The organism is Saccharibacillus alkalitolerans (genome assembly GCF_011090185.1).
GTDB lineage: Bacteria > Bacillota > Bacilli > Paenibacillales > Paenibacillaceae > Saccharibacillus > Saccharibacillus alkalitolerans.
Window position 1 is genome coordinate 507,115 of record NZ_JAAFGS010000004.1, and the last position, 22,490, is coordinate 529,604.

At 61.0% G+C, this 22,490-nt stretch carries 21 protein-coding genes; 12 read left to right on the forward strand and 9 right to left on the reverse strand.

Features of this window, described 5'->3' with window-relative positions:
* Positions 1-171: 171 nt before the first annotated feature.
* Together GYN08_RS14085 and GYN08_RS14090 are read left to right on the forward strand one after the other, a co-directional pair.
* Complete coding sequence (locus GYN08_RS14085; RefSeq protein WP_166275239.1) at positions 172-1,131, forward strand: DUF561 domain-containing protein; 960 nt, start codon at positions 172-174, stop codon at positions 1,129-1,131.
* Positions 1,132-1,314: 183 nt separating this feature from the next.
* Entirely contained in the window at positions 1,315-2,709 is a 1,395-nt protein-coding gene (locus GYN08_RS14090) for a sigma-54 interaction domain-containing protein (protein WP_166275241.1), read from the forward strand.
* 137 nt (positions 2,710-2,846) lie between these two features.
* On the opposite strand, the gene GYN08_RS14095 is transcribed toward GYN08_RS14090, so the two are convergent.
* Positions 2,847-3,755, reverse strand: coding sequence for an AraC family transcriptional regulator (locus tag GYN08_RS14095; RefSeq protein WP_166275243.1), 909 nt, complete (start codon positions 3,753-3,755; stop codon positions 2,847-2,849).
* A gap of 174 nt (positions 3,756-3,929) precedes the next feature.
* Between GYN08_RS14095 and GYN08_RS14100 the strand changes: the two genes are divergently transcribed.
* Entirely contained in the window at positions 3,930-4,985 is a 1,056-nt protein-coding gene (locus tag GYN08_RS14100; RefSeq protein WP_166275245.1) for a DMT family transporter, read from the forward strand.
* A gap of 309 nt (positions 4,986-5,294) precedes the next feature.
* Here GYN08_RS14100 and GYN08_RS14105 read toward each other — a convergent pair whose 3' ends face one another.
* The gene (locus GYN08_RS14105) at positions 5,295-6,059 is read right to left on the reverse strand and encodes a class I SAM-dependent methyltransferase (RefSeq protein ID WP_166275247.1); all 765 of its coding nucleotides are present in this window, start codon (positions 6,057-6,059) and stop codon (positions 5,295-5,297) included.
* Between the two features lie 231 nt (positions 6,060-6,290).
* Here GYN08_RS14105 and GYN08_RS14110 point away from each other — a divergent pair, with 231 nt between their 5' ends.
* The 3 genes from GYN08_RS14110 (at position 6,291) to GYN08_RS14120 (ending at position 8,186) form a co-directional block, all read left to right on the forward strand.
* Complete coding sequence (locus GYN08_RS14110) at positions 6,291-6,725, forward strand: MarR family winged helix-turn-helix transcriptional regulator (RefSeq protein ID WP_166275249.1); 435 nt, start codon at positions 6,291-6,293, stop codon at positions 6,723-6,725.
* 127 nt (positions 6,726-6,852) lie between these two features.
* Positions 6,853-7,689 carry a Rossmann-fold NAD(P)-binding domain-containing protein gene (locus GYN08_RS14115; protein WP_206023748.1) on the forward strand — a complete coding sequence of 279 codons (837 nt, stop codon included), beginning with the start codon at positions 6,853-6,855 and terminating at the stop codon, positions 7,687-7,689.
* Complete coding sequence (locus tag GYN08_RS14120; protein ID WP_166275251.1) at positions 7,686-8,186, forward strand: anthrone oxygenase family protein; 501 nt, start codon at positions 7,686-7,688, stop codon at positions 8,184-8,186. The genes GYN08_RS14115 and GYN08_RS14120 overlap by 4 nt, the downstream gene beginning before the upstream one ends.
* A 100-nt stretch (positions 8,187-8,286) precedes the next feature.
* On the opposite strand, the gene GYN08_RS14125 is transcribed toward GYN08_RS14120, so the two are convergent.
* Positions 8,287-9,438 (reverse strand): DMT family transporter, encoded by a 1,152-nt coding sequence (locus GYN08_RS14125; RefSeq protein WP_235946252.1) that lies wholly within the window; start codon positions 9,436-9,438, stop codon positions 8,287-8,289.
* Positions 9,439-9,587: 149 nt separating this feature from the next.
* Here GYN08_RS14125 and GYN08_RS14130 point away from each other — a divergent pair, with 149 nt between their 5' ends.
* Together GYN08_RS14130 and GYN08_RS14135 are read left to right on the forward strand one after the other, a co-directional pair.
* Entirely contained in the window at positions 9,588-10,430 is an 843-nt protein-coding gene (locus GYN08_RS14130) for a TrmB family transcriptional regulator (protein ID WP_166275253.1), read from the forward strand.
* A gap of 57 nt (positions 10,431-10,487) precedes the next feature.
* On the forward strand, positions 10,488-11,621 hold the full coding sequence (locus tag GYN08_RS14135; protein ID WP_166275255.1) for a low temperature requirement protein A: 1,134 nt from the start codon (positions 10,488-10,490) through the stop codon (positions 11,619-11,621).
* A gap of 109 nt (positions 11,622-11,730) precedes the next feature.
* On the opposite strand, the gene GYN08_RS14140 is transcribed toward GYN08_RS14135, so the two are convergent.
* Both GYN08_RS14140 and GYN08_RS14145 read right to left on the reverse strand, forming a co-directional pair.
* Positions 11,731-14,208 carry a GH36-type glycosyl hydrolase domain-containing protein gene (locus GYN08_RS14140; protein ID WP_166275257.1) on the reverse strand — a complete coding sequence of 826 codons (2,478 nt, stop codon included), beginning with the start codon at positions 14,206-14,208 and terminating at the stop codon, positions 11,731-11,733.
* Positions 14,209-14,426: 218 nt separating this feature from the next.
* Positions 14,427-16,142: a protein adenylyltransferase SelO gene (locus tag GYN08_RS14145; RefSeq protein WP_166275259.1), complete on the reverse strand. Its 1,716-nt coding sequence runs from the start codon at positions 16,140-16,142 to the stop codon at positions 14,427-14,429.
* A gap of 112 nt (positions 16,143-16,254) precedes the next feature.
* Between GYN08_RS14145 and GYN08_RS14150 the strand changes: the two genes are divergently transcribed.
* The 4 genes from GYN08_RS14150 (at position 16,255) to GYN08_RS14165 (ending at position 19,644) form a co-directional block, all read left to right on the forward strand.
* A complete protein-coding gene (locus GYN08_RS14150; protein WP_328802948.1) occupies positions 16,255-16,968 on the forward strand; it encodes a response regulator transcription factor in 714 nt (237 codons plus the stop codon).
* 1 nt (position 16,969) lies between these two features.
* Positions 16,970-17,947, forward strand: coding sequence for a sensor histidine kinase (locus tag GYN08_RS14155; RefSeq protein ID WP_166275263.1), 978 nt, complete (start codon positions 16,970-16,972; stop codon positions 17,945-17,947).
* Between the two features lie 85 nt (positions 17,948-18,032).
* On the forward strand, positions 18,033-18,977 hold the full coding sequence (locus tag GYN08_RS14160) for an ABC transporter ATP-binding protein (RefSeq protein ID WP_166275265.1): 945 nt from the start codon (positions 18,033-18,035) through the stop codon (positions 18,975-18,977).
* Complete coding sequence (locus tag GYN08_RS14165) at positions 18,949-19,644, forward strand: ABC transporter permease (RefSeq protein ID WP_166275267.1); 696 nt, start codon at positions 18,949-18,951, stop codon at positions 19,642-19,644. Before GYN08_RS14160 ends, GYN08_RS14165 begins: the two co-directional genes overlap by 29 nt.
* Positions 19,645-19,763: 119 nt before the next feature.
* On the opposite strand, the gene GYN08_RS14170 is transcribed toward GYN08_RS14165, so the two are convergent.
* From GYN08_RS14170 to GYN08_RS14185, 4 genes are all read right to left on the reverse strand, one after another.
* Positions 19,764-20,639, reverse strand: a complete 876-nt coding sequence (locus GYN08_RS14170) for an SDR family NAD(P)-dependent oxidoreductase (RefSeq protein ID WP_166275269.1) — start codon at positions 20,637-20,639, stop codon at positions 19,764-19,766.
* Between the two features lie 63 nt (positions 20,640-20,702).
* Positions 20,703-21,293 carry a TetR/AcrR family transcriptional regulator gene (locus tag GYN08_RS14175; protein ID WP_166275271.1) on the reverse strand — a complete coding sequence of 197 codons (591 nt, stop codon included), beginning with the start codon at positions 21,291-21,293 and terminating at the stop codon, positions 20,703-20,705.
* A gap of 101 nt (positions 21,294-21,394) precedes the next feature.
* Positions 21,395-21,862: a VOC family protein gene (locus tag GYN08_RS14180; RefSeq protein WP_166275273.1), complete on the reverse strand. Its 468-nt coding sequence runs from the start codon at positions 21,860-21,862 to the stop codon at positions 21,395-21,397.
* Positions 21,863-21,869: 7 nt separating this feature from the next.
* Positions 21,870-22,448, reverse strand: coding sequence for a GNAT family N-acetyltransferase (locus GYN08_RS14185; protein WP_166275275.1), 579 nt, complete (start codon positions 22,446-22,448; stop codon positions 21,870-21,872).
* Between the last annotated feature and the right edge of the window lie 42 nt (positions 22,449-22,490).

The following is a 22,490-nucleotide window of genomic DNA, read 5'->3' on the forward strand; positions in this document are numbered from 1 at the left end:
AATCCGCTCGTCAACCGATACACGTTCCGAGAGTCACATCCCATTCCTGTATAGGAAGCAAGGCGTCCGAAGCTCGAAGATTCCTTTCGATAAACGAAAGAGCCTCCGCTTCGGGCGCCGAACGCTTCGTTATTACTTCAAAATTTACTTTAAAAATCGGAGGAATCAATCATGACTATTACCGAACTGCTGGGCATCCAATATCCGATCTTCCAGGGCGCCATGGCGCAGATCGCGCGCGAGCCGCTCGTCAGCGCCGTATCGAACGCGGGCGGCCTCGGCATTGTCGGCTCCGGCGGCATGAGCGCCGACGTGCTGCGCGAAGAAATCCGCAAAGTCAAAGCCGCAACCGACAAGCCATTTGCCGTCAATCTGATGCTTATGATGCCGAACATTCCCGAACTGATTCAGGTGATCGTCGAAGAAGAGGTCAAGATCGTCACGACGGGCGCCGGTACGCCGGCTCCGTATATGGCAGCCCTTAAAGAACACGGCATCAAGGTGATCGCGGTCATTCCGTCCGTCAAGATCGCCAAAAAGATGGAAGCGCTCGGCGTGGACGCGCTCGTGGCCGAAGGTACCGAAGCCGGCGGCCATGTCGGCGAAACGACGACGATGGCATTGGTTCCGCAGGTCGTAAGCGCCGTGTCCATTCCGGTCGTCGCGGCAGGCGGCGTGGCCGACGGACGGGGAATCGCGGCGGCATTCGCGCTCGGCGCGCAGGGCGTGCAGGTCGGCACGCGCTTCCTGACCACGTTCGAGTGCCCGACGCACGAGAACTTCAAGCAGGCGGTGCTCGACGCCGACGACACGAGCACGACCGTGACCGGCCGCAGCATCGGCGGTCCGGTGCGCAGCATCAAGAACAGCATGATCGCCGAGTTCCTCAAGCTGGAGAACGAGCATGCTTCGCGCGAAGAGCTGGAGAAGATCAGTCTGGGTTCCCTGCGCCGCGCGGTATTCGAAGGCGATACCGACCGCGGTTCGGTCATGGCCGGACAGATCGCCGGTCTGTGCAACGAGCTGACTTCCGTCGAAGAGATGATCACGGGCATGTTCGAAGAAGCGCAGCTGCTGCTTCAGCGTCTGGGCGGATTGACCATTACGGCGAAGACGCCGGTTCAAGCTTAAGTTCGTACCGCTCGCAAAGCGGCTTCGGCCGGGAAGACTTCTTTCGGAAGCCTTCCCGGCTTTTTTATGCCGTCATACGGCAAAAGGCGAACTTTGCCCTTTACCCGGCGACGCGCTTTGTGTTACGTATGACTTAGCAAGCGGCGTCCGCCGCCTGCCATTCCAATCCGAGAGGTGATCGTTATGAACCGAAGCGGGGATATCCGGGCCGACGAATATGCCGGCTTGATCGACGGTCAATCGCCCGGCACGCTTTTCGTTACCGACGCCTGGGGCAATATTCTCATTTCCAACGAATTCACGGCGCTCACGATCGGCATCCCGCTCGAGGAACTGCTGAAATATAACGTCCAGGATCTCGTCAAAGCCGGCTACTACAGCGATTCCGTCACCATGAAAGCGATCGGAACGAAAAAGAAAGTCTCGATGGTCATCCGTACCGTCCAAGGATTCAACGTCATGTCCACCGCCACCCCGATCCTTAATCAGGAAGGCGAAGTTCAGCTCGTCGTCACCGGTTCCAACAGCTATCCCGGCGAGCCGATGCGCGAGCAGACCGCCTCGGCCCCTCCGCCGGCCGCAAGAGCGCGGCGCCATCATCGCCCGGACGCGGACAGCGCCGCGGGCATCATCGCCGAGAGCCTGGCCATGAAGCAGATTATCCAGGTCTGCAACCAGATCGCCTCCTACGACAGCAAAGTGCTGATTCTCGGCGAATCCGGCACGGGCAAAGAGATCGTCGCCAAGTATATCCACCGCAAAAGCGCCAAGTGGAACGGTCCGTTCATTCCCGTCAACTGCGCGGCCATTCCGGCCGACTCGTTCGAATACGAGCTGTTCGGGCGCGAGGCGCGGACGCCGGACGCCCAAGACGGCAAAAAAGGATTGGTCGAGCTGGCCGCCGGCGGCGTGCTGTTCCTCGACGAGATCGCGGAGATGCCGCTCGATATGCAGGCCAAGCTGCTGCACGTGCTCGAAAGCAGCGAGCTGCGCCGCATCGGCGGCACGGAGCCGATCCCGGTCTGCTGCCGGGTCATCTGCGCCACCAACCGCGATCTGTGGAGCATGGTGCAGCAGGGGCAGTTCCGCGAAGACCTGTATTACCGGATCAACGTCATTCCGATCCATATTCCGCCCCTGCGCAGCCGCAAGCCCGATCTGGTCGGCCTGACGTCGAGTTTCATCGCGCATTTTAACGCCGCTTACGGCAAGCGCTATATGCTGGGCGCGGAGGAGTTTCGGCATATTTTGGATCAGCCCTGGCACGGCAACGCGCGGGAGCTGCGCAATTACATCGAACGGCTGGTCATCACCGGCAGCGTCCCGTCCGGCGCCTTATCCGACGAAGACGGCATGGCGGACGCTTTTGCGCTCGACCATTTTATCGGCCGCAACCGGGAACGCGCCGGCTCGCTCAAAGACTTTACCGCGCTTACGGAAGGACGCTTCATCAAGCAGATGCTGACCGAGTGCGGAGGCAATGCGGCGGAAGCCGCCAAGCGTCTGGGAATAGACCGCTCCGTCGTCTATCGCAAGCTCAAGAAGATGGAAGAGGTGCTGGGAAAAGGACCCGAATAAGCGCGAAGCATGAGGCAGCGCGCTCCGTCCCCGGTCGGATTCGTCCGTGCCGGGGATCAATGTGTCCGGCCGGCATCCGCGCGGATGGTTCGGCGGATATCGCAGCGGCCGCAGGAAGTCTTTCCGGGCCGCTCCGCTTACGTCGATGACGGGGATCCGTTCGAGCTTTCCTCCCTTTTTTTGTACGCCAGCGGCGTCATGCCCGTCTTCATTCTGAACTTTTCGATAAAGTGGCTGACGCCGGCGAATCCGACCCGATAGGCCGTTTCCGTGACGTTGGCGTCTCCGCGCAGCAGTTCCATCCCCCGCCGAATGCGGTAGTCCGTCACATAGCCGAGCGGCGTTCCGCCCAAGAATTTGTTGAAATAGCGGCAGCACTCGGACCGGCTCAAATTCCCCGCCCGCGCGATATCCGCCAGCCGCACCGGCTCGGTATAATGGACGTGAATCCAGTTCAGCATGCTCTTCATCCGTTCGCTGCTCAGCCGCCGCTCTCCGCTCGGCTTCGGCTGCGGTCCGCCCGCAATCACGCCGCGCCACAGCTCCGCCAGCCGGGCGACGATCTCCGGTTCGTAAAAAGGCGGCCGCTCCCGGAGCAGCCGCTCCGCCTCCCCGATCCCTTCCAACATCCCTCTTCCCCCCTCCGTATCGCCGGCGAAGCGCAGATACGGCAGGCCGGCGGCGCCCACGTACGGGGCCAGATAGGCACTGTGCAGCTCCGGCGGCAGCAGAAAGGCCGGCGCGGCATCGAGCGACAGATAGACGCAGCCCGAACGGGCGCGGTCTTCCGCTCCGTGCAGGCAGCCCGCATTGATGAACAATCCTTCTCCCGCTCTCAGCGTCGGCTCTTCGTCGTTGACCCGAAACACGCCTTCCCCGCGTTCGACCCGTACCCATTGAACTTCGTCATGCCAGTGCAGCGGAATATGGCCGAGCATATGCCGGTCGATGCGCGTTTCGTAGCAGGCGACCGGCAGCAGCGCCGTACGGTGCGCGGTCAGCTCGCGCAGGCTGCCGCTTTCGATGGGAAACTCCCGAACCTGCATGTGCTCACCTCAATATCTCGATAGTTTTACCGAATATTTGCGTATTTTTCGGCGTTTTTTCCGACTAAAATCATCCTATCACGATAGAACGACAGGCGACAGCGGCGTATGGGCGTCGGCTTCGGATGTTGGAACGCGAAGAAATGGACGCCGAAAGGGAGGATGAAGACGACGATGAAAGAACGAGCGGGAGAGACGAACGGCGGAAAAAAGAGATACGGCGAAGCGGCGGGGGCAGCCCTGTCGGACGCTTCGACGGACGCGGTCTCAGGCCGAAAAACCGCGACCGCAGCCGAGGGCTTGCGCGGCGTATCCAGCCGTCGAACGGGACTGTTTTTCGTCATCGCGGGCGCGACCCTGTGGGGCGTCGGCGGAACCGTCTCGCAGAAGCTGATGCATCATTACGGCGCCGATTCCGCCTGGCTGGTGAATATCCGGCTGCTCGTCGCCGGTCCGCTGCTGCTTCTGCTGCAGTTTGCGCTGAAGGACCGCGGCCAGATTCTCGGAATCTGGAGGGACCGCCGTACCGCCCCGATGCTGCTGATCTACAGCCTCGCCGGCATGCTGGCCGTCCAGTATACCTTCTTGACGTCCATCCGCTACGGCAACGCGGCGGTCGCGACGCTGCTTCAGTACCTCTCTCCGCTCGTCGCCCTGCTGTATGTGCTGCTGCGAAGCCGCCAAGCACCGACTGCGCGGGAGATGACGACCGCAGCCCTTGCCCTGGCAGGCTGCTTCATGCTGCTGACGAACGGCTCGCTGTCGTCGCTGTCCGTTCCTGCGCCGGCAGTCGTCTGGGGCGTGCTGTCGGCGGTCGCGGCCGCTTTCTACACGCTGGCGGCCGTGCCTCTGCTGCGCAAATACGACTCGCTTGTCGTGGTCGGCTGGGCGATGACCGTCGGCGGATTGGCGCTGTCCGCGATTCGGCCGCCGTGGAATTCCCCATGGCCCGCGCTTGATGCCGAAGGATACGGCTATCTGGCTTTTGTACTGATCTTCGGCACGACGCTCGCATTCTGGTTCTATATCGAGAGCCTGCGCGGCCTGCCGCCGCAGGAGACGATCGTGCTCGGCAGCCTGGAGCCGCTCGCGGCGGTGCTGACGACGGTAGTCTGGCTGCACGAGCCGTTCGGGCTCTGGCAGTGGGGCGGCACGGCCTGCATCATCGCGGTCGTGCTGCTGATGAGTCTGGGCGGGAATCGGAGGCAACAGGGATCGGGACGCGTTTGACGAGGCGTGCCGTCTCCGCTTTATCTTTAAATAAGCGCAATACTCCCCTTATTCTTCATCCCGCACCCCCTTATCAAAAATAAAAGCCGATATCCCCTTATTTTGCGAAAAAAACGGGTTATCGGCTTATCTCACATTATATAAGGGGATATTCGGACTTATTTTCTCCTACATGCAATATTCCCGGCAAATAAGCGGATATTTGGACTTATTCGTCGGAACTCTGCTTGATTCGCGCCTGTTCGTGTCCAAGCGCACCTACGCATACCGGCCGAATCGGAACCTCGAAACCTTTTCCAGCTGCGCGGTCTAGAATCTTCCCCAATACACTTCCGTCTCGTAATCGAAAAAGACGTGTCCGTCCTGCTGCGTGGCGTCGAAGATCCGGCGCAGCTCGGCCATCATCGGCTCGTAGTTCGGGTGTCCGGGCGCGGGGGCGTACGACGAAGAATTCAAGCGGCCGCTCAGTCCTTCGAAGTCGAATACCTGACGGTTGACGAACTTCGCCAGCGTCATCCGGCCTTCTCCGAAAAAGCGTTCCAGTTCTTCCGTTTCGATATTCGACGTGTTCCGATGGTTCACCTGATGATAATCCGTTCCGTAATCCTGCAGCAGCCGCTCGTACGCTTCGAGGAACGGCGAGCCTTCGGTCAGACGGTTGTTCCAGATCAGCGCGACCGGGCCGCCGGGCTTCAGAATCCGCTGGAACTCCTCCCGCGCCTCCTCCCGGTCGAACCAATGAAACGCCTGCGCGCACACGATCGCGCACACGCTGCCGTCCGGCAGCCCGGTCCGCTCGGCAGCGGCGTCGACCGTCCGATAACCCGGCCGGCCGCTTAATTCTTTTTCCGCCGCGCTTCGCATATCGCCGTTCGGCTCTACCGCGATCACCTCGCTGCCCCGATCCAACAGCAGCCCGGAAAAGATGCCGGTTCCCGCTCCGATATCCGCGATTTTCTCCGCCTCCGCGAAGCCGGATTCGTTATACAGATAATCGAGCGCTTCCGCCGGATAACCCGGGCGGTATTTAACGTAAGCCTCTACCCGCTCGGAAAAACGCTGTTTGCTGTCCATTTTGCGGTCCCTCCCAAAGTTAAGTTTCATTTAGTGAAACAGTGTTCCGTTTAATGAACATTATACGATAAGGAATCTTTCGACCGCAAACCGAATAGCCTAATCTTGTTTCGGGTCCCGGGAACCCTATTTATTTTGCGAAAAACAAAATAACCCTTGCCTTATTCTGGAATTGCTTTATATTTGTATGTACAAACAATAATGAAAAAAAGAAGATGGCGAGGGAACATATTGCTGGATACTTATTTGAAAGAATGCCTTTACTTCACCGCCAATCGCCTGGGACGGGTACTGACGAAAATGGCGGAAGACGAGTTCGCTTCCTGCGGACTGTCGCCCAACGGAGCTTTTCTGCTGATGGCCGTGTACGAGCAGGAAGGCATTACCCAAAAACGGCTGGGCGAGATGCTTCATCTTCAGCCGTCTACCGTGACCCGGTTGATCGAGAAAATGATCGGACGCGGGCTTATTTACAATCAGACGGAAGGCCGGCTTTCCCGCATTTATTCGACCGACAAAGGCAGATCGCTCGAAGCCCAAATTGAGCGATGCTGGGATTCGCTTCGCGAACGCTACGGCGCTCTCCTCGGCGTCGAATACGGCGACCGGATCACGCTGGAGCTGTACGAAGCGAGCGACAAGCTGGAAGGAAAACGCGAAAGCTGACGCCTGCATCCGAAGCTGAACGGGCGGCGGGCGGCATTTCAGAGTCAAAAGCGCCTACTGCATGAAAAGCACGGCGCTTTTTATCTCATAATTTGTATGTACAAACAAATGTAGAGGAGGAAAAAGAATGAACATGAGCTCAGGCACGCCCGTATTGGTCATCGGAGGTACCGGCAAAACCGGAAGTCGGGTCGCCCGGCGTTTGATCGACAAGGGGGTTCCGGTGCGGATCGGCTCCCGTTCGGGGCAGACGCCGTTCGATTGGAATCATCCCGAGACTTGGCAGGCCGCGCTGGACGGCGTGGAGAAGGTGTACATGACTTATTATCCCGATCTGCTCGTGCCGGAAGCGGAAGAAGCGATCGGCGCGTTCGCCGAAAAGGCCGTCCGAAGCGGCGTTCGCCGGATGGTGCTGCTGTCGGGCCGCGGCGAAGAAGAAGCCCGGCGCTGCGAACTTGCCGCCCTCGCGGCGGGAGGCGACACGACCGTCCTTCGCGCCAGCTGGTTCGCTCAAAACTTCAGCGAAAGCTTCCTGCTGCACAGCGTATTGGAAGGCTCGATCCTGCTGCCGGCCGACGACGTGCCGGAGCCTTTCGTCGACGCCGAAGATATCGCGGACGCCGCTTTCGCCGCTTTGACGGAAGAAGGACATGCCGGCAAGGTGTACGAATTGACCGGGCCGCGCTCCTTGTCGTTCGCCCGGGCCTCCGAAGAAATCGGCGAAGCTTCGGGACGCCGCATCGATTATGTCCGCATTCCGCATGCCGCTTTTCTGGAAACGCTGCGCAGCCAGAACGTGCCCGAGGACATCGTGTTCGTCATGGACGCCCTGTTCGGCCGCGTGTTGGACGGCCGCAATGCCGAGCCTCAGCCGGGCGTCCGCGAAGCGACCGGGCACGATCCGACGGATTTTTCCGACTATGTGCGCCGCGCTGCCGCTTCCGGCGCGTGGGATCGGGCATGACGACGGACGCGGGCTTCGAGAACGTCTGGTTTGATGCTCTGCTGCTGGTCTGCGCCTTGGGAACGGGCCTTATGGCCGGATTGTTCTTCGTCTTCTCGAATTCGGCAATGACCGCCTTTGTCCGCATGGAGAATAACCGGGGCATGGCCGCCATGCAGGGCATCAACGCTTCGATCCTCAACCGTCCGTTCCTGCTGCTGTTCTTCGGTACCGCGGTGCTGTCCGCTCTCTGCGTCGCCGTGTTCTTCGGGCTTGAACGGGAATCCCGCTCGCCGTGGATGCTGACGGGCGCGCTGCTCTATCTGACAGGAGGTTTCGGCATTACCGCCGCATTCAATGTGCCGCTGAACCGCCGTCTGGCCGCGCTTCCGGCAGACAGCAGCGCCGGGCAGGCCTTTTGGGCTCATTACGCTGTCGTCTGGACAAGATGGAATCACGTGCGAACGATCTGCTGCACGGCTTCGCTGGGATGTTTTGTCTTGGCGGCCGCCGCCTGAAAACGACGAAAGAACGAGCGGATCTGTCCGGCGCCGAGCCGAAACAGGAAAGAAGCGTCCCCTTGCGGGGACGCTCCTTTTCACATCGAATAGGCTCTTCTCAAATTCCTTTCGCTTTCTTCGGCCGCTCCCTTACGCTCAGCACCACGCCCAGAATCACGATGATCCCGCCGATCCAGTCGCCCGGACGAAGCGTTTCGCCGAGCAGGATGATCGACAGCGCCACGCCGAAGATCGGCACGAAGTTCATCAGCGCCATCGCCGTTCCGGCGGTCAGCCCGCGCAGCCCGTAGTTGTACAGCATGAAGGCCGCGACCGAGCAGAACACGCCGAGATACAGCAGAATCCACAGCGATTCGCCCGTCGGCGCCCGCCACACGTCTCTTTCGATCAGCGCAAGCGGGATAAAAGCGATCGTGCCGGCAATCGTCTGATAAAACGACACCGTAACCATCGAATAACGCCCGACCACTTTCCGCGTGGCGAAGTTGTAGACCGCGAACACGAAGCCCGCCGCGATCAGCAGCAGATTGCCGGTCAGCTCGTGCGTCCCGCCTTCTGCGCCGCTTCCGCCCGAGATGCGATACACCCCGAAGACGGCCATCGCGATTCCGATCCCCCGCATCCACGAAATTTTCGTTCGGTAAAAAAAGAATTCCAACAGCGCCGTCACCGCCGGGTACGAAGCGACGATCAGAGCGGCGCTCGACGCCGTCGTCAGCTGCACCCCGATGTTTTCCAGCGCGAAATAGATCGTCGTTCCGAGCAGGCCGCTCAGCGCCATCATACCCAGATCTTTCGGAGCGGGAAGCGCGAATTCGCGGCGGACGACGATGATAAACCCCAGAATGACCGAGGCGATCGCGAACCTCGCGGCGCCCAGCGTCAGCGGAGGAAACGAAGCATACGCGATTTTCGTGCCGACAAAAGAAGTGCTCCACAGAAGAATCGCTATTAACGCGGCAATCAGGTAAAGCGTGCGGGTATGCGAAAGTCTGCCCCCTTGAATGCCGCTTGCGTCAGCGTTTATGCCGCCGTGTCCGCTGTCCGCGGCCAGGGCGCCTGCCAGCTGCGGAGTCGTTCCGACCGTCACGCCGGGTTGCTCCTCCGGAGCCTCTTCCCGCCGCTTCGTCCCATCCGGCCGTTCGGCTTCCGCTTTCGGCTTCGGAATTTCGCCCTTCCGTTCCGCGCCGCCGTTCCTTTCCTCGGCCGCTGCTTCCTTCTGCTTGCGCTCACCGGCGATCAAGCCCATTTCGCACCTCCGTCTTCCCGCGACTCTGCTATTTATATAGTCGCTACTTTTGTAGTCACTAGTATACAGATATAGCATCGGCGCTGTACGGTGTCAAGCCGGATGTGGGATAATGTCGTTACGGAACTAGACCGCTGGGAGGCCTGCGTATGAAACCCGAGATTATCAAGATGCTTCAGGATTTGAACTTTACCGAATACGAAGCCAAGGCTTATCTTGCGCTGCTGGACAAGTCGCCGCTGTCGGGCTATGCCGTCTCGCTCGGCTCGGGCGTGCCTCGCTCCAAAATTTACGAGGTGCTGGGCGGACTGGTCGAGCGCGGCGAAGTGCTGATCAGTCACGAAGACCCTTCGCTGTATACGCCGCTGCCGCCGCAGGAACTGATCCGGTTGAAAAAGCGGCGGGCGGAATCGTCGTTCGAAGCCGCGGAAACGGCGCTGGAGCATTACTCCTTCGTCTCTTCCAACCGCGAAAACATCTGGAACATCACCGGCGCGGACGCCATTCTGGAGCGCGCGGCGGATACGATCCGGCGCGCCGAAACGCGGGTGCTGCTGGAGATTTGGCCGGAGGAGGCGAAGCTGCTGGAGCAGGAACTGCGCGGCGCCGCGCAGCGGGGGCTGGACGTGCTGCTCGTCGTCTACGGCGAACTGGACTTCGACTTCGCCAGCGTCTACCCGCATGACTCGAGCGAAGAGATCACGCGCGAATACGGCGGACGCTGGATCGTCGTCAGCGCGGACGACCGCGAAGTCGTCGCGGGCATCGTGTCGCTCGGCGCGGACAGCCGCGCCGCCTGGACCGTGCATCCGGGACTCGTCATGCCGATCACGGAGGTTATCGTGCACGACCTGTATATCTACGAGCTGATGCAGGCGCACCGCGACACGCTGGAAGCGACGTTCGGTCCGAATCTGATCGAACTGCGCAAACGGTACAATGCCGGGCCCAACGGCTACAGCATGGCCTCGCGGCTGGGGCTGGGCGGATAGGAAAATCGCTGCTATACTGACTTCGACTGGAAAAATCGAAGCCGAAGGAAAGGATGCGTGATCTCCATCTCGAACATCTCCCATAAGAAAGTCACCTGGCTGGAGCTGTTCTACGACCTGATCTATGTCGCGGCCGTCTCCGTCACCGCCCACGTGTTGGCGCACTCGCATCACGGCGCCATTCCGGCGGACGTCATTTTGAAATACATATTGATCTTCGTACCGCTCTGGTGGGCCTGGACCGGCTTCACCGTCTACGTCAACCGTTTCGGCAAAGACGACACGGCGCAGCGGATCGCCTATTTCGTCCAGATGGCGTTCGTGATCGTCATGGCGGCCAGCATCAATCTGGACTTCGACGCGTACTATCTGGCCTTCATGCTCGGTTACGTCGGGATTCGTCTCTCCACGGTATTCATGTACGTCCGTACCTGGATCCAGCAGAGAGGGGAACCCCGCCGCATCGCCCGCTATTTGGGACTCGCTTTTCTGGGCGGCGCGCTGATCAGCTTCGCTTCCGTGCTGGTGCCGGGCGAAGCCAAATTTTTCGTGCTGTACTTCGGGATCTTCCTCGACATCCTGCTCCCGCTGCTGGCCCGCAAAAAAGTGCTGAGCCATCTGCCGGTGCATCATCCGCATCTGCTCGAACGCTACGGGCTGGCGACCATCATTCTGCTGGGCGAGCTGATCCTCGTTATCGTGAACGGACTGCGCGAAGGCCACGCCGGCTTCGACACGATTCTGACGGCCGTGCTCGGCTTCGGAATCGCCGTCTCGCTCTGGTGGCATTACTTCGAATCGTCGGAGCATATCGCGGCAGAAGACCGCAAAAGCTCGGGCCAGTCCGTTATCTACGGCCATCTGCTGACTTTCATGTCGCTCGGCCTGATCGCCAACGTCGTCCATTACGGCTTCCACCACGAGCTGACGACGCGCAGCTTTGCCTGGCTCTCGCTGGCCGGATTCGCGATGTACGCCGCTTCCGCGGCGATCATTTTCCTGCCGGGCAAAAGTCCCGCGCACATTCGCCGTTCGCTGATTCGCACGATCGCGTTCGCAGCAGCGGCGGCCGTCATCCTGCTGCTTCTGCCTTCGACCTCGGCCGTGTACGCCGCGTCGTTCGCGATCTTCGCCGCTTACGCGCTGGCCGAAGGCGTTGCGCGCAGCCGCTCGAAACGGGCGCACGCCTGAACGCGGCGCGCCGCAGACCTACCGAAAAGGCTCCTCCCACACCGGGAGGAGCCTTTTCTTTCGGGCCGTCCGGCAGGATGCTGCCGGACATGTCCGTTCGCCCGCCGCCTTACAGTGGGAGCTTGACCGTCACTTCGCAGGTCTCGCCCGCCCGAAGGCCGCGCACGATGCCGTCCGCGGCAAGGCGGCCGTCGGCATACACTTCCGCTTCGCTCACGCCCGCTTCGCGTTTCATCGCGATGCGGAATTCCGCGCCGCGGAACGCACGCACGACCGAAGCTTCGTTCCACTCCGCCGGCAGCTGCGGCGCGATGCGCAGGCCGTCCGGCTTGCCCCGGACGCCGAACAATCCGTCGACCAGGCAGCGGTAGACCCACGGAACGGTCCCCGTATTGAACAGATGGCTGGAGCGCCCCGCCGTGCGCGGGAACTGGCGGTAGGCGCCCCGGTAATAGTTCGGGATGAACACCGGAAGCTGTCCGCGCCGGCGAATGTCCGCCTCGTCCGTGCCCGGCAGCATTTTGCGCAGCAGGCGGTAGGCGTTCTCCTTCTCTCCGACCGCGTACAGCGCATAGATGTAAAAAGCCGCCGCGTGGTTGTACACCGCTCCGTTTTCCGCCGAGCCCGGATGCTTCTGCGTGACCCGGCCGACGTCCTCGCGCATGGCCGTGTACGAAGGCGCGAGCTTTTCCACGCCGTACGGGCTTTCGAGCTGCTCCTCCACCGCGCGGATCAGCTTGGCCTTCTTCTCACCGTCCGCCGCGCCGCTGAGCAGCGACCAGCCCTGCGGGTTGATGAAGATGCGTCCTTCTTCGTCCGCGCTGATGCCGAACGGCACGCCGTCGTCCGTGATGCCGCGCGCGTACCAGTCGCCGTCCCATAGATGGCGGTTGACCGCGCCGTTGATCTCCTCCGCCTGCTGTCGGTAATCTTCCGCTTCCGCGGAACGGCCGCCGCGCTCGCAGATGTCCGCCCAGACGATGCACGAGTAGGCGGTCGCGATCGTCAGCCAGCCGGACACGCCGCGTCCTTTGTAGCCGACCATATTCATCGGATCGCACCAGTCGCCCTGATTGATGTAATTGAGGCCGCGGTCGTCGCGGTCGCCGATCAGCCACTTCACGGCCAGGTCGATATGCTCGAATACCGTGCCCGACTTTTCGCCGCCCGCGTACGTCACTTCTTCGTCGAGCAGCGCGTAATCATCGGTCTCGTCGAGATACGTGACCAGGCAGACCGGAAGCCATACGCAGTGATCGGTATGCGGCACCTGGTTGATGTACTTCAATTCGGCGCCTTCGTACAGCACGATGCCGTCCGGCATGGAGCCGTCGGGACGCTGTTGGGACAGCGCGGTGAGAAAAGCCTGCCGGGTGCTGCGCGGATCGATATAGCTCATGCCCATATGATCCTGCAGGTAGTTGCGCGTCTGCGGATCGGTCGACAGCCGGTTGGTCACGCCGTGGTAGTACATCTGCCGCGGCAGCCAGTGGTTGACGAAGTTGTCCAGCTCCTTGTCCGGCGTGTCGATCGTCAGGACGCCGCGGCCTTCGGCCACGTATGCCGCGTAATCCCGGGCCGCTTTTTCGAATCCGTCTTCGGAAAAGTCCGCAGCGGCCGCTTCATTCTCCCGGTTCGATCCGGTGCTGCTTCGCGGTTCGTTCCCGCTTTCCGCGCCGCCGGGCTCCCGCGCCTCCTGTTCCCTTTCCCCGTGAAGACCGAAATACCGCTCCCGGATTCCCCGAATCTCCGCTTCGTCCTTCGCGGGACCGAATACGAAACGGTACGTCAGCTCTTCCCCCGGTTCGGGTTCGGTCCGGTACTGCATGACGGCGGCCGGCATCTCGTAGCGGGCGTCGCCGCAGGCCAGCGTTCCCGCCTCCAGCGCCGACGGACGCATGATGCCGCCTTCGCCCTCGAACGCCTCCTGGCTGACTTCCCACGCGTCGGGCTTGCGCTCCGCCAGCAGATAAGTTTTGTCCTTCAGGTTTTTGATCGACGGGTAATCCTGTACTTTCTGATACGGCGTAATCGAGGAACAAACGATAGCGCCGAGATCCGGGACGTATTCGCCGGATTGGTTCATCCACGACATATAGCCGACGCTGAAATACGGATACAGGCTGATTTTGCGCTTGCGGCTGCCCGTGTTGGTCACTTTAATCTGCCACAATTCGGCCGCGCCCTCTTTCGGCAGCGTCAGCGTCATCTGTATGCGCAGATTCCAATGTTCGACGGTCCAGATCATATCGTGCTTGCCCGCGGCGAACACGAACTTGTCCGGAACCTGGCGGGTCGGTTCGTACGGAGCCGAAAATATGTAACCGCTCTCTTCATCTTTAATAAAAAGGAATCGGCCCGGGTGATGCGCGTAATACGGCTGTTCCGGCTGCATGAACGTTTTCGCTTCCAGGTTCGGCGCGTGCGAATACTTGGCCGGCTCCGGCTGCATGAATTGGGCGACGGCATAGCCGCGGCAGTTCATATGGATCATCATCTGATTGTTCCACAGAAATCCGGACGCCTTAGGCAGCGCGGTCGGGCTTGTCAGTTCGTAATACTGCTGGTCTTCGGTCGGTCTGATCATCGTCGGTTTACCCTCTTTTCGCAAAATATTCGGCGCATCCGCCGGGTTGTCGCAAACGTTTTCGGAAATAGGCGGATACGTTCGGGCCCATCTTAGCCTTTATTATAATCCAACCGGAGGCAGAAGGCGCGCGGGAACATCAAAAAAGAAAAGGCCGGGCGGCAGGCGATACGAATCCGCTGCCGGCGGCCTTTCGATTCCTGCCGGTTCCTTCCTTGTCAGGTCCCGCAGAACGTCCGGTATCCGTCGCCGTCGTCCGGCGCGGGCTGCGCGTATTCCGCCTGATCCGCCGTGTGGGCGTACGGACGGGACAGCGCGTCCAGCAGCCGATGCATCGGGCCGTAGTCGCCTTCTTTCCAGGCGGCGTCAAGCGCTTCCTCCACGCGATGGTTGCGCGGGATAACGGCGGGATTACTGGCGAGCATCCGCTCGCGCACTTCGGCCGCGGAAGCTCCCTGCCGGATCAGCCGTTCTTCCCAGCGCGCGCGCCAAGCGCGGTATTCGCCGCTGGACAGCAGGGCGTCCGCGCCGGGGAAGGAAGTCGGGCGAACGGCGGCGGAAGCGCCCGCTCCGGCAGAGCCCGAGCCGCCGGAGGCCTCATCGAGGCCGGCATAATCCAGCTCGGCGTTGCCCGCGGCGTCCTGCCGCTCATCCGGCGTGGCGCCGGCATCGGCATCGCTGCGCGCCGCTCCTGCCGTCTCCGCTTCTCCGGCGCCGGATGCCGGCGCGTCGAACGTCAGCCCGACGAACGTATTCGTGTAATCCGCCCGGAACGCCTTCATCAGATCGAGCAGATCCGCGATCAAACGCTCGTCCTCCTCTTCCCGGCCCGTCAGGCCGAGCTTGGCCCGCATGCCGTCGAACCAGGTGTCGAGATACATGCGCTCGAACCCGCCGAGAATGCCCTGCGCGATCTCGACGCCGCGATCCTGGTCTTCGTCCAGCAGCGGAACCAGCGTCTCCGCCAGTCGGGTCAGGTTCCACAGGGCGATCGGCGGCTGGTTGCCGTAAGCATAGCGGCCTCCGGTGTCGATCGAGCTGAACACGGTCGACGGATCGTAAGCGTCCATGAAGGCGCACGGCCCGTAATCGATGCTCTCGCCGCTGATGGTCATGTTGTCGGTGTTCATGACGCCGTGAATGAATCCGGCCAGCATCCACTGCGCGATCAGCGCGGCCTGGCGTTCCATGACGCCGTGCAGAAAGCGCGCGTAGCGCCCTTCGGCGCCCGTGCCGGCCGCCGCTTCTTCGCGCCGCGACGCTGCTTGGTCGGCCGCGTCGATCTCCGGATAATGGCGTCCGATGGCATAGTCCGCCAGCTCGCGCAGCGCATCGACTCCGCCCCACTGCAGCGCGTACTGGAACGTGCCGACGCGCAGATGGCTGGCCGCGACGCGGGTCAACACCGCGCCCGGAAGCGGCTTCTCGCGCCGGATGTTCTCGCCCGTCGCCATCACGGCGAGGCTTCTGGTCGTCGGGATGCCCAGAGCGTGCATCGCTTCGCTGATGATATACTCGCGCAGCATCGGGCCGAGCGCGGCCCGGCCGTCGCCTCCGCGGGAAAACGGCGTGCGGCCCGAGCCCTTAAGCTGAATATCGACGCGGCGGCCGTCCGGGGTCAGCTGCTCGCCGAGCAGGATCGCCCGGCCGTCGCCCAGCTTGGTGAAGCCGCCGAATTGATGGCCCGCATAAGCCTGAGCCAGAGGCTCGGCTCCTTCGGGCAGGGCGTTACCGGCGAAGATCGCGGCCGCTTCTTCGCCGTGCAGCCACTCGGGATCGAGTCCCAATTCGGCCGCCAATTTATCGTTCAGGAAGGCGGCTTTCGGCTCTTGCACCGGAACGGGGGGCAGCTGGCTGTAGAACACGTTCGGGAGTCGGGCATAGCTGTTATCGAAATTCCATCCGGCGGTCCGGTTAACGGAAATATCGGTCATGGGAAAGGCCTCCTTGTTGAATTTATCCTTCTCCCTTACAGTAAAGGAGAATGGCGCTCATTTCCAGTTTGGGGCCTTTACGGAACGGAAGCTCGAGGAGGGGGAAAACGCAGTGGAAGGAAATCTGCTTATTATCGAAGACGACGCCGGCATCAGCGGCATGGTAGCGGACTACATGGCGAAGGAGGGCTACCGTTCGACGGTCGTGCGGGAAGGGGACCGGGCGCTGGAGCAGTTCGAAGCGGATCGCTATGACCTGGTGCTGCTCGATTTGATGCTGCCCGGACGCGGCGGCATGGACGTGCTGCAGCAGATTCGCGCCGTCAGCCGGGTGCCGATCCTCATCGTATCGGCGAAGGACAACGAAGTCGAGAAAGCGCTCGGACTTCGGTTCGGCGCCGACGATTATATCGCCAAGCCTTTTTCGCTGATCGAGCTGTCCGCCCGGATCGAAGCTTCGATCCGCCGGGCCACGCAGTATTCGGCGCCGGAAGCGCAGGCCGCGCCGCGGGCGCAAGAAAACCGGCTGCTGAAGGCCGGCGATCTGATCGTCGATCCGGACAGCTTCAGCGTGCGCAAGAACGGGGAAGAAGTTCGTCTGACGGCCAAAGAGTTCCAGATCCTGAAACTGATGATGCAGCATCCTTCCCGCGTTTATACGAAAGCGATGCTGTACGAGCAGGTCTGGAACGAGGAATATTACAACGACGACAACGCGATCAACGTCCATATGCGCCGGCTGCGCGAGAAGATCGAGGACGATCCGTCGAATCCGCGCTATCTTATCACGCTCTGGGGCATAGGCTACCGGCTGGGAGAGCTGTAACATGGCGAATCTGTGGTGGATTTTTCTGCTGCCTACCTTGGTGCTGCTCGGGCTGTATATCGGAGAGAAGCTGCGCGTGCGCAAGATGCGGCGGGATCTTGCCTATATGAACGGCAAACTCGCCGCTTTTGCGAATCCCGACTACGTGCCCGGCCCCGAGCGGCTGCTCGTCGTGACGGGGGAATCCGAGCTTCGGGAACTGCTCGGCTCGATCAATCGGGTAATCGAACGGGCCGCTCAAGCTTCCGCGAGTCACGCCCGAACCGAACAGGCGATGCGCCGGATGCTGGCCAACGTGTCCCACGACCTGAAGACGCCGCTGACCGTCGTCATGGGTTATGCCGAAGTGCTGGACCGCAGTTCGGATCTGAGCGAAGAAGAGCGCCGCGCCATGCTGGGGCAGGTGTATCGCAAGACGGTCGAAGTTCACGAACGGATCAATGCCTTTTTCGATCTGTCGAAGCTGGAATCGGACGACTATGATCTCCCGCTGACGATGGTGGATGCCGCCGAACTGTGCCGCCAGCGCATTCTCGGCTATTTCGATCTGCTGCAGGACCGCGGCTTCCGGGTCGACATCGATCTGCCCGAACGGCCGGCAAGAATCTACGCCAACGCCGAGGCGCTGGACCGCATTTTGGACAACCTGCTGTCCAACGCGATCCGCTACGGCTCGGACGGCGCCTACCTCGGCCTGCATCTGACCGAGTCCGAAGAGAGCGTCCGAATCGAAGTGACCGACCGCGGGCGCGGCATCCCGGCCTCCGAACAGCTTCGCGTGTTCGAGCGCATGTATACGCTCGAAAATTCCCGCAACCGCGGCTTCCAGGGCAGCGGTCTGGGACTGGCCATCGTCAAGCGGCTGACGGAACGCCTGGGCGGCTCCGTCACGCTTGCCAGCGAGCCCGGAGTCCGCACCGCCTTCACGCTTACGTTTCCGTCCTCGCCGAAAGCCCATGTTAGCGAACGTAAGAAATAAGTAAGAAACGCGACAGGGAAAAGACAGGCCCGGCCGATAAGATGAAAGCATGAAGGAAATCAAACGACGAGGAGTGAGCAGGGCCATGACGAACACCATACGCACCCGGATGCTCAGCAAAAGCTATAAATCGACGGAGACCGTATCGAACGTCGACATCACGGTAAAGCGGGGCGAGATTTACGGATTCTTAGGGCCGAACGGCGCGGGCAAATCGACGGTCATGAAGATGCTGCTCGGGCTCGTTCGCCCGACCGGCGGCGAGATCGAATTGTTCGGGGAAAAACTGATGCCCGGATCGAACGAGCATTTGAAACGGATCGGGCATCTGATCGAGACGCCGGTCTTCTACGAGCGGCTGACCGCCGCGCAGAACCTGGACCTGCACGCCGAATACATGGGCTACCACAATAAGGAAGCGATCGGCGAAGCGCTTCGCATGGTCCAGCTGATCGGCGTGGATAATAAGCCGGTCAAGGAATTCTCGCTCGGCATGAAACAGCGCCTGGCGATCGCCCGGGCCATCTGCACCCGGCCGGAGCTGCTGCTGCTCGACGAGCCGATCAACGGCCTGGACCCCGAAGGCATTCAGCTGATGCGCAGCCTGTTCCGCAGGCTCCGCGACGAATGGGGCATCTCCATCCTGATCTCCAGCCATCTGCTGTCGGAGATCGAGCAGATCGCCGACACCATCGGCGTAATCGACCGGGGGCATTTGATCCGCGAAGTGTCGCTGGACGAGCTGCGCGCCTCGCGAACGGATTATGTGGAGATCGCGACGCCGAACGCGGCGCTGGCCGCTTTTGTCCTGACCGAGAAGCTCGGCATCGAACGCTTCAAGCAGACCGGCGAACGCGTTCTGCGCGTATACGACATGAACGTTTCCCAGGAGACGCTGTCCAAGACGCTCATCCTGAACGACGTGCCGATCGAATCCATCAACCGCCGCCATCACTCGCTGGAAGAATATTTCTTCGATATGATCAAAGGAGGAGACAATCATGATGCACCTCGTCAAGCTGGAGCTTAAAAAAGCAAGCCTTCGCGGTTACGTCTACGGGGCGCTGATCGCCTACGCGGCAATCGCGGCATTCCTGCTGCTGCTGTACTTTTTCGAAGGCAGCGAGTCTTCTTCCCCCGCCTTCAGAAACCAGCTCGAAATTCTGACGGTCGTGAACACGATGGTATGCGCCACCTTCATTATCTATGCGTCCGCCCTGCTGTCGAAGCTTATCATCGGCGAATTCAAAGACAAAACGATGTCGCTGCTGTTCGCCTACCCGGTGAGCCGCAAGCAGCTGATTTTTGCCAAATTGTCCATCGTCTTCGCCTGGTGCTTCGCCAATATCGTGCTCGGCAATCTGCTGCTCGACGCGCTGCTGCTGACCGTGAACAGCTATGCCGGACAGGTGGGCGGCGAGCTCGCGACAAGCGATCTGCTTCGCCATGTCGGCTTCGTCCTGCTGCAGGGCGTCGGCGCCGCGGGCATGAGTCTGCTGCCGCTGCTCGTCGGACTGCCCCGCCGCTCGGTAGCCGCTACGATCGTGGCCTCGATCTTCATCGTCTCGATCGTCAACTCCAACAACGGCGGTTTCTCGCTCAGCTCGATCGTCGCGATTCCGCTGTCTCTGGCCGCCATCGGCATCCTGGGATCGTACCTGAGCTTCCGGAATATCGACCGGGCGGACGCGGCTTAGTTCTTCCGCCCTCTTCCGCTCCGTGGCGCCGGATACGGCTTCGAAAATGCGGCGGCCCCGCTCCGGCATCATGCCGGGAGCGGGGCCGTTTTTTCCGTACGCAGAATGCTGCAGTCCGGCTATACGGCGGCTTCGGTACGCTTATCCGTCTGCTCGCTTCTGGCTTGCCGCGATACGCGGCAGACCAGCCGCATCAGGGCGCGATGCGCCGCCGGGAAGACGGCGAAGAACACGTCCATCGTACGCCGCAGCGGCATAGGGCAGACCAGCGGCCGATTGCGCTCCAGGTCGCGAATCGCGATCCGAGCGAACCGCTCGGGACTCATCATCTTCTGCTTGCTCATCTGCGCCTGCACTTTTCCCACGTCCATGTTGACGCCTTCGCTGTTTGCGAAGATCGGCGTATCCACGAAAGAAGGGCATAATGCGCTGACTTTGACTCCGAACGTCTCCGCCTCGTAATGCAGCGAGGTCGTCAGACCCAGCACGGCGTGCTTGGTCGTCGCATAAGCGGCCGCCGTCGGCGCCGGCCCCATGGCCGTGGCGGACGACGTGTTGGCGATATGGCCGAAGCCCTGCTGTTTCATGATCGGATACGCGGCCTGCACGCCGTTGATCACGCCCCACAGATTGACGTCGACGATGCGCCGCCAATGCGCCTGCGTCATATCGTACAGCTCGCCGTAGAGCGAAATGCCCGCGTTATTGAACATATAGTCGAGCCGGCCGTATTCCTCGTACACGCTCCGTACCGCTTCGTCGACCTGCGCCGCGTCCGTCACGTCGAGCCGAAGAAATTTTGCCGTACCGCCCGCGTTTTCGATCTCTTCCGCCGCTTTCTGTCCGCCCGCCCCGTCGATATCCGCAATAAAAACGTCTATCCCGCGTCCTGCCAATTCGCGCGCGATCGCCCTTCCGATACCGGAAGCCGCTCCCGTGACGATCGCGACCCGCCGCTTCGCTTCCGACGATCGCCGTGCCGTTCCTTTTTCCATATCCCTCGCTCCGTTTCGATTAGAATAATTAGTACAATCGTTCTAATCTTGAGAAAGGAACCGTCAACCCCGCCGGATTCCTCCCAAAAAAATATCGACCCCCTGCCGGAACAGCCGTTCAAGCGCCTCCGTCTCCATGGAGAAAATCAGCGGACAGAGCGAGCCGATCCAGGTGCCGAACAGGAAAGTCGCGCCCGGAAGATCGTCGATCCCGAATTCTCCGTTTTCGATGCCTTCCCGTAAAATGGCTCCGTATACGCCCATCGGCGTTTCCGCCAACCCCTGCAGCTGCCGCAGCGTCTCCGGATCGGTGTTCGGATTGCCCGCCAGCTCCTGTCCGACGTGCAGCAGCGGCGTTTTGTAATTGTTCATCGCGAACCGGGCCACCGCGTGCAGCTTCTCCGTCGCGGTCCGGTAATTCGGCTCGATCGCGGCCCATTTCTCGCCCCACGCCCGCATCGTATCTTTCGCCAGCGCGACGAACAGCTTTTCCTTATTGTCGAAATGGTAATAGATATGCCCCTTGCTGAATCCGGATTCCCGCGAAATGTCCGCTATTGAGGTCGCCGCAAACCCTTTTTGAGCAAAAAGTTCGCCCGCCTTCTCCGCGATGATCCGCCGGGTCTCGCCGCTGTCGTAGTGCCGTTTGTTCATGATGCCTCTCCTTTAGAACGATTGTACTATTGTTAGAATAGCCGGATCGCGGCGGGTTCGCAAGGTCTGCTTCCGCCGCGATCCTTTTTCGTTGTCGGAGTTCACGTACGGCCGCAGATTTTGTCCCACTCCGGCCAGGGCATGATCGCAAGCTCGGGTCTCGGCGCATCGCCGAGCATCGCCAGAAGTTCGACCGAATGACCGTCGGGATCGTCGAAGTAGAGGGAGACCGCGGGCATGAACGGGAACACGCTGAGCGGCGCTTCCGTTTCGCCGAAGAAATTCGTCGTCTCCACGCCGCGTTCTTCCAACCGGACGCGCGCCGTTTTGAGATCCTCCAAAGCTACCCGGAACGCGAAATGCTGGCGCTGCACGAGGTTCGACGGATAATTTTCCCGAATGCCGAACATCGCTTCGCCGGGGCGTCCGATCCAGTAAAACTTCGACCTGCGCGCCGGATCGTCATGCAGCGGAATCAAGCCCAGCATCTTTTCGTAAAAAGCGGCCGAAGCTTCGTAGTCGCTCACGTTGATATGCGTTTCGAACAGTCCTTGAATCGTGCCATTCATGCCGCTCTCATTCCTTTCCGTTCAGGCTCGGCTCCTCGAAGATTTCGTAAAAATACAGCGTCGTCTCGATCTCCGGGTTAAACGCCTGCTTCAGCGTATCGACGCCGCCCAGCCGCATGCCCCGCTTCAGATAGAATCGGCAGGCGGCAAGGTTGTCGCCCTGCGCCTCCAGCGACAGACCGTGCAGCTCCTGCTCCCGCGCCCACTGCTCGGCCTTGTCCATCAGCATGCCGCTGACGCCTCGGCCGCGGTGGGAACCGCGGACCGCGATGTTTTCGATATAGGCGTAGCCCGTCCAATCGCGCACGAGGCGTACCTGCCCGACGCATTCCGATCCGTAGAAGGCCAGGAACACGGCTTTGTGATCGCTGCCGATATACGTGTCCCAATCGAGGCGATCGTCCGGGAAGCTGGCGATTCGCACGTCCGCGAACAGCTCTTCTTCATGCGTCCATTCGCCGTCCCGAAAGCTCGGCACGAGACGCCCGAAGATCGGGAAGGCGTCGTTCATGTCGTTGATGTACGGAATATGCTCGGTGCCGAAGCGAACGACTTTGATCGCGGCCGTTTTCTTGTTCTCTTTCATGACGGCCTCTTTTCTTTGTAGGTGATGGATGGGGCTTTCTCC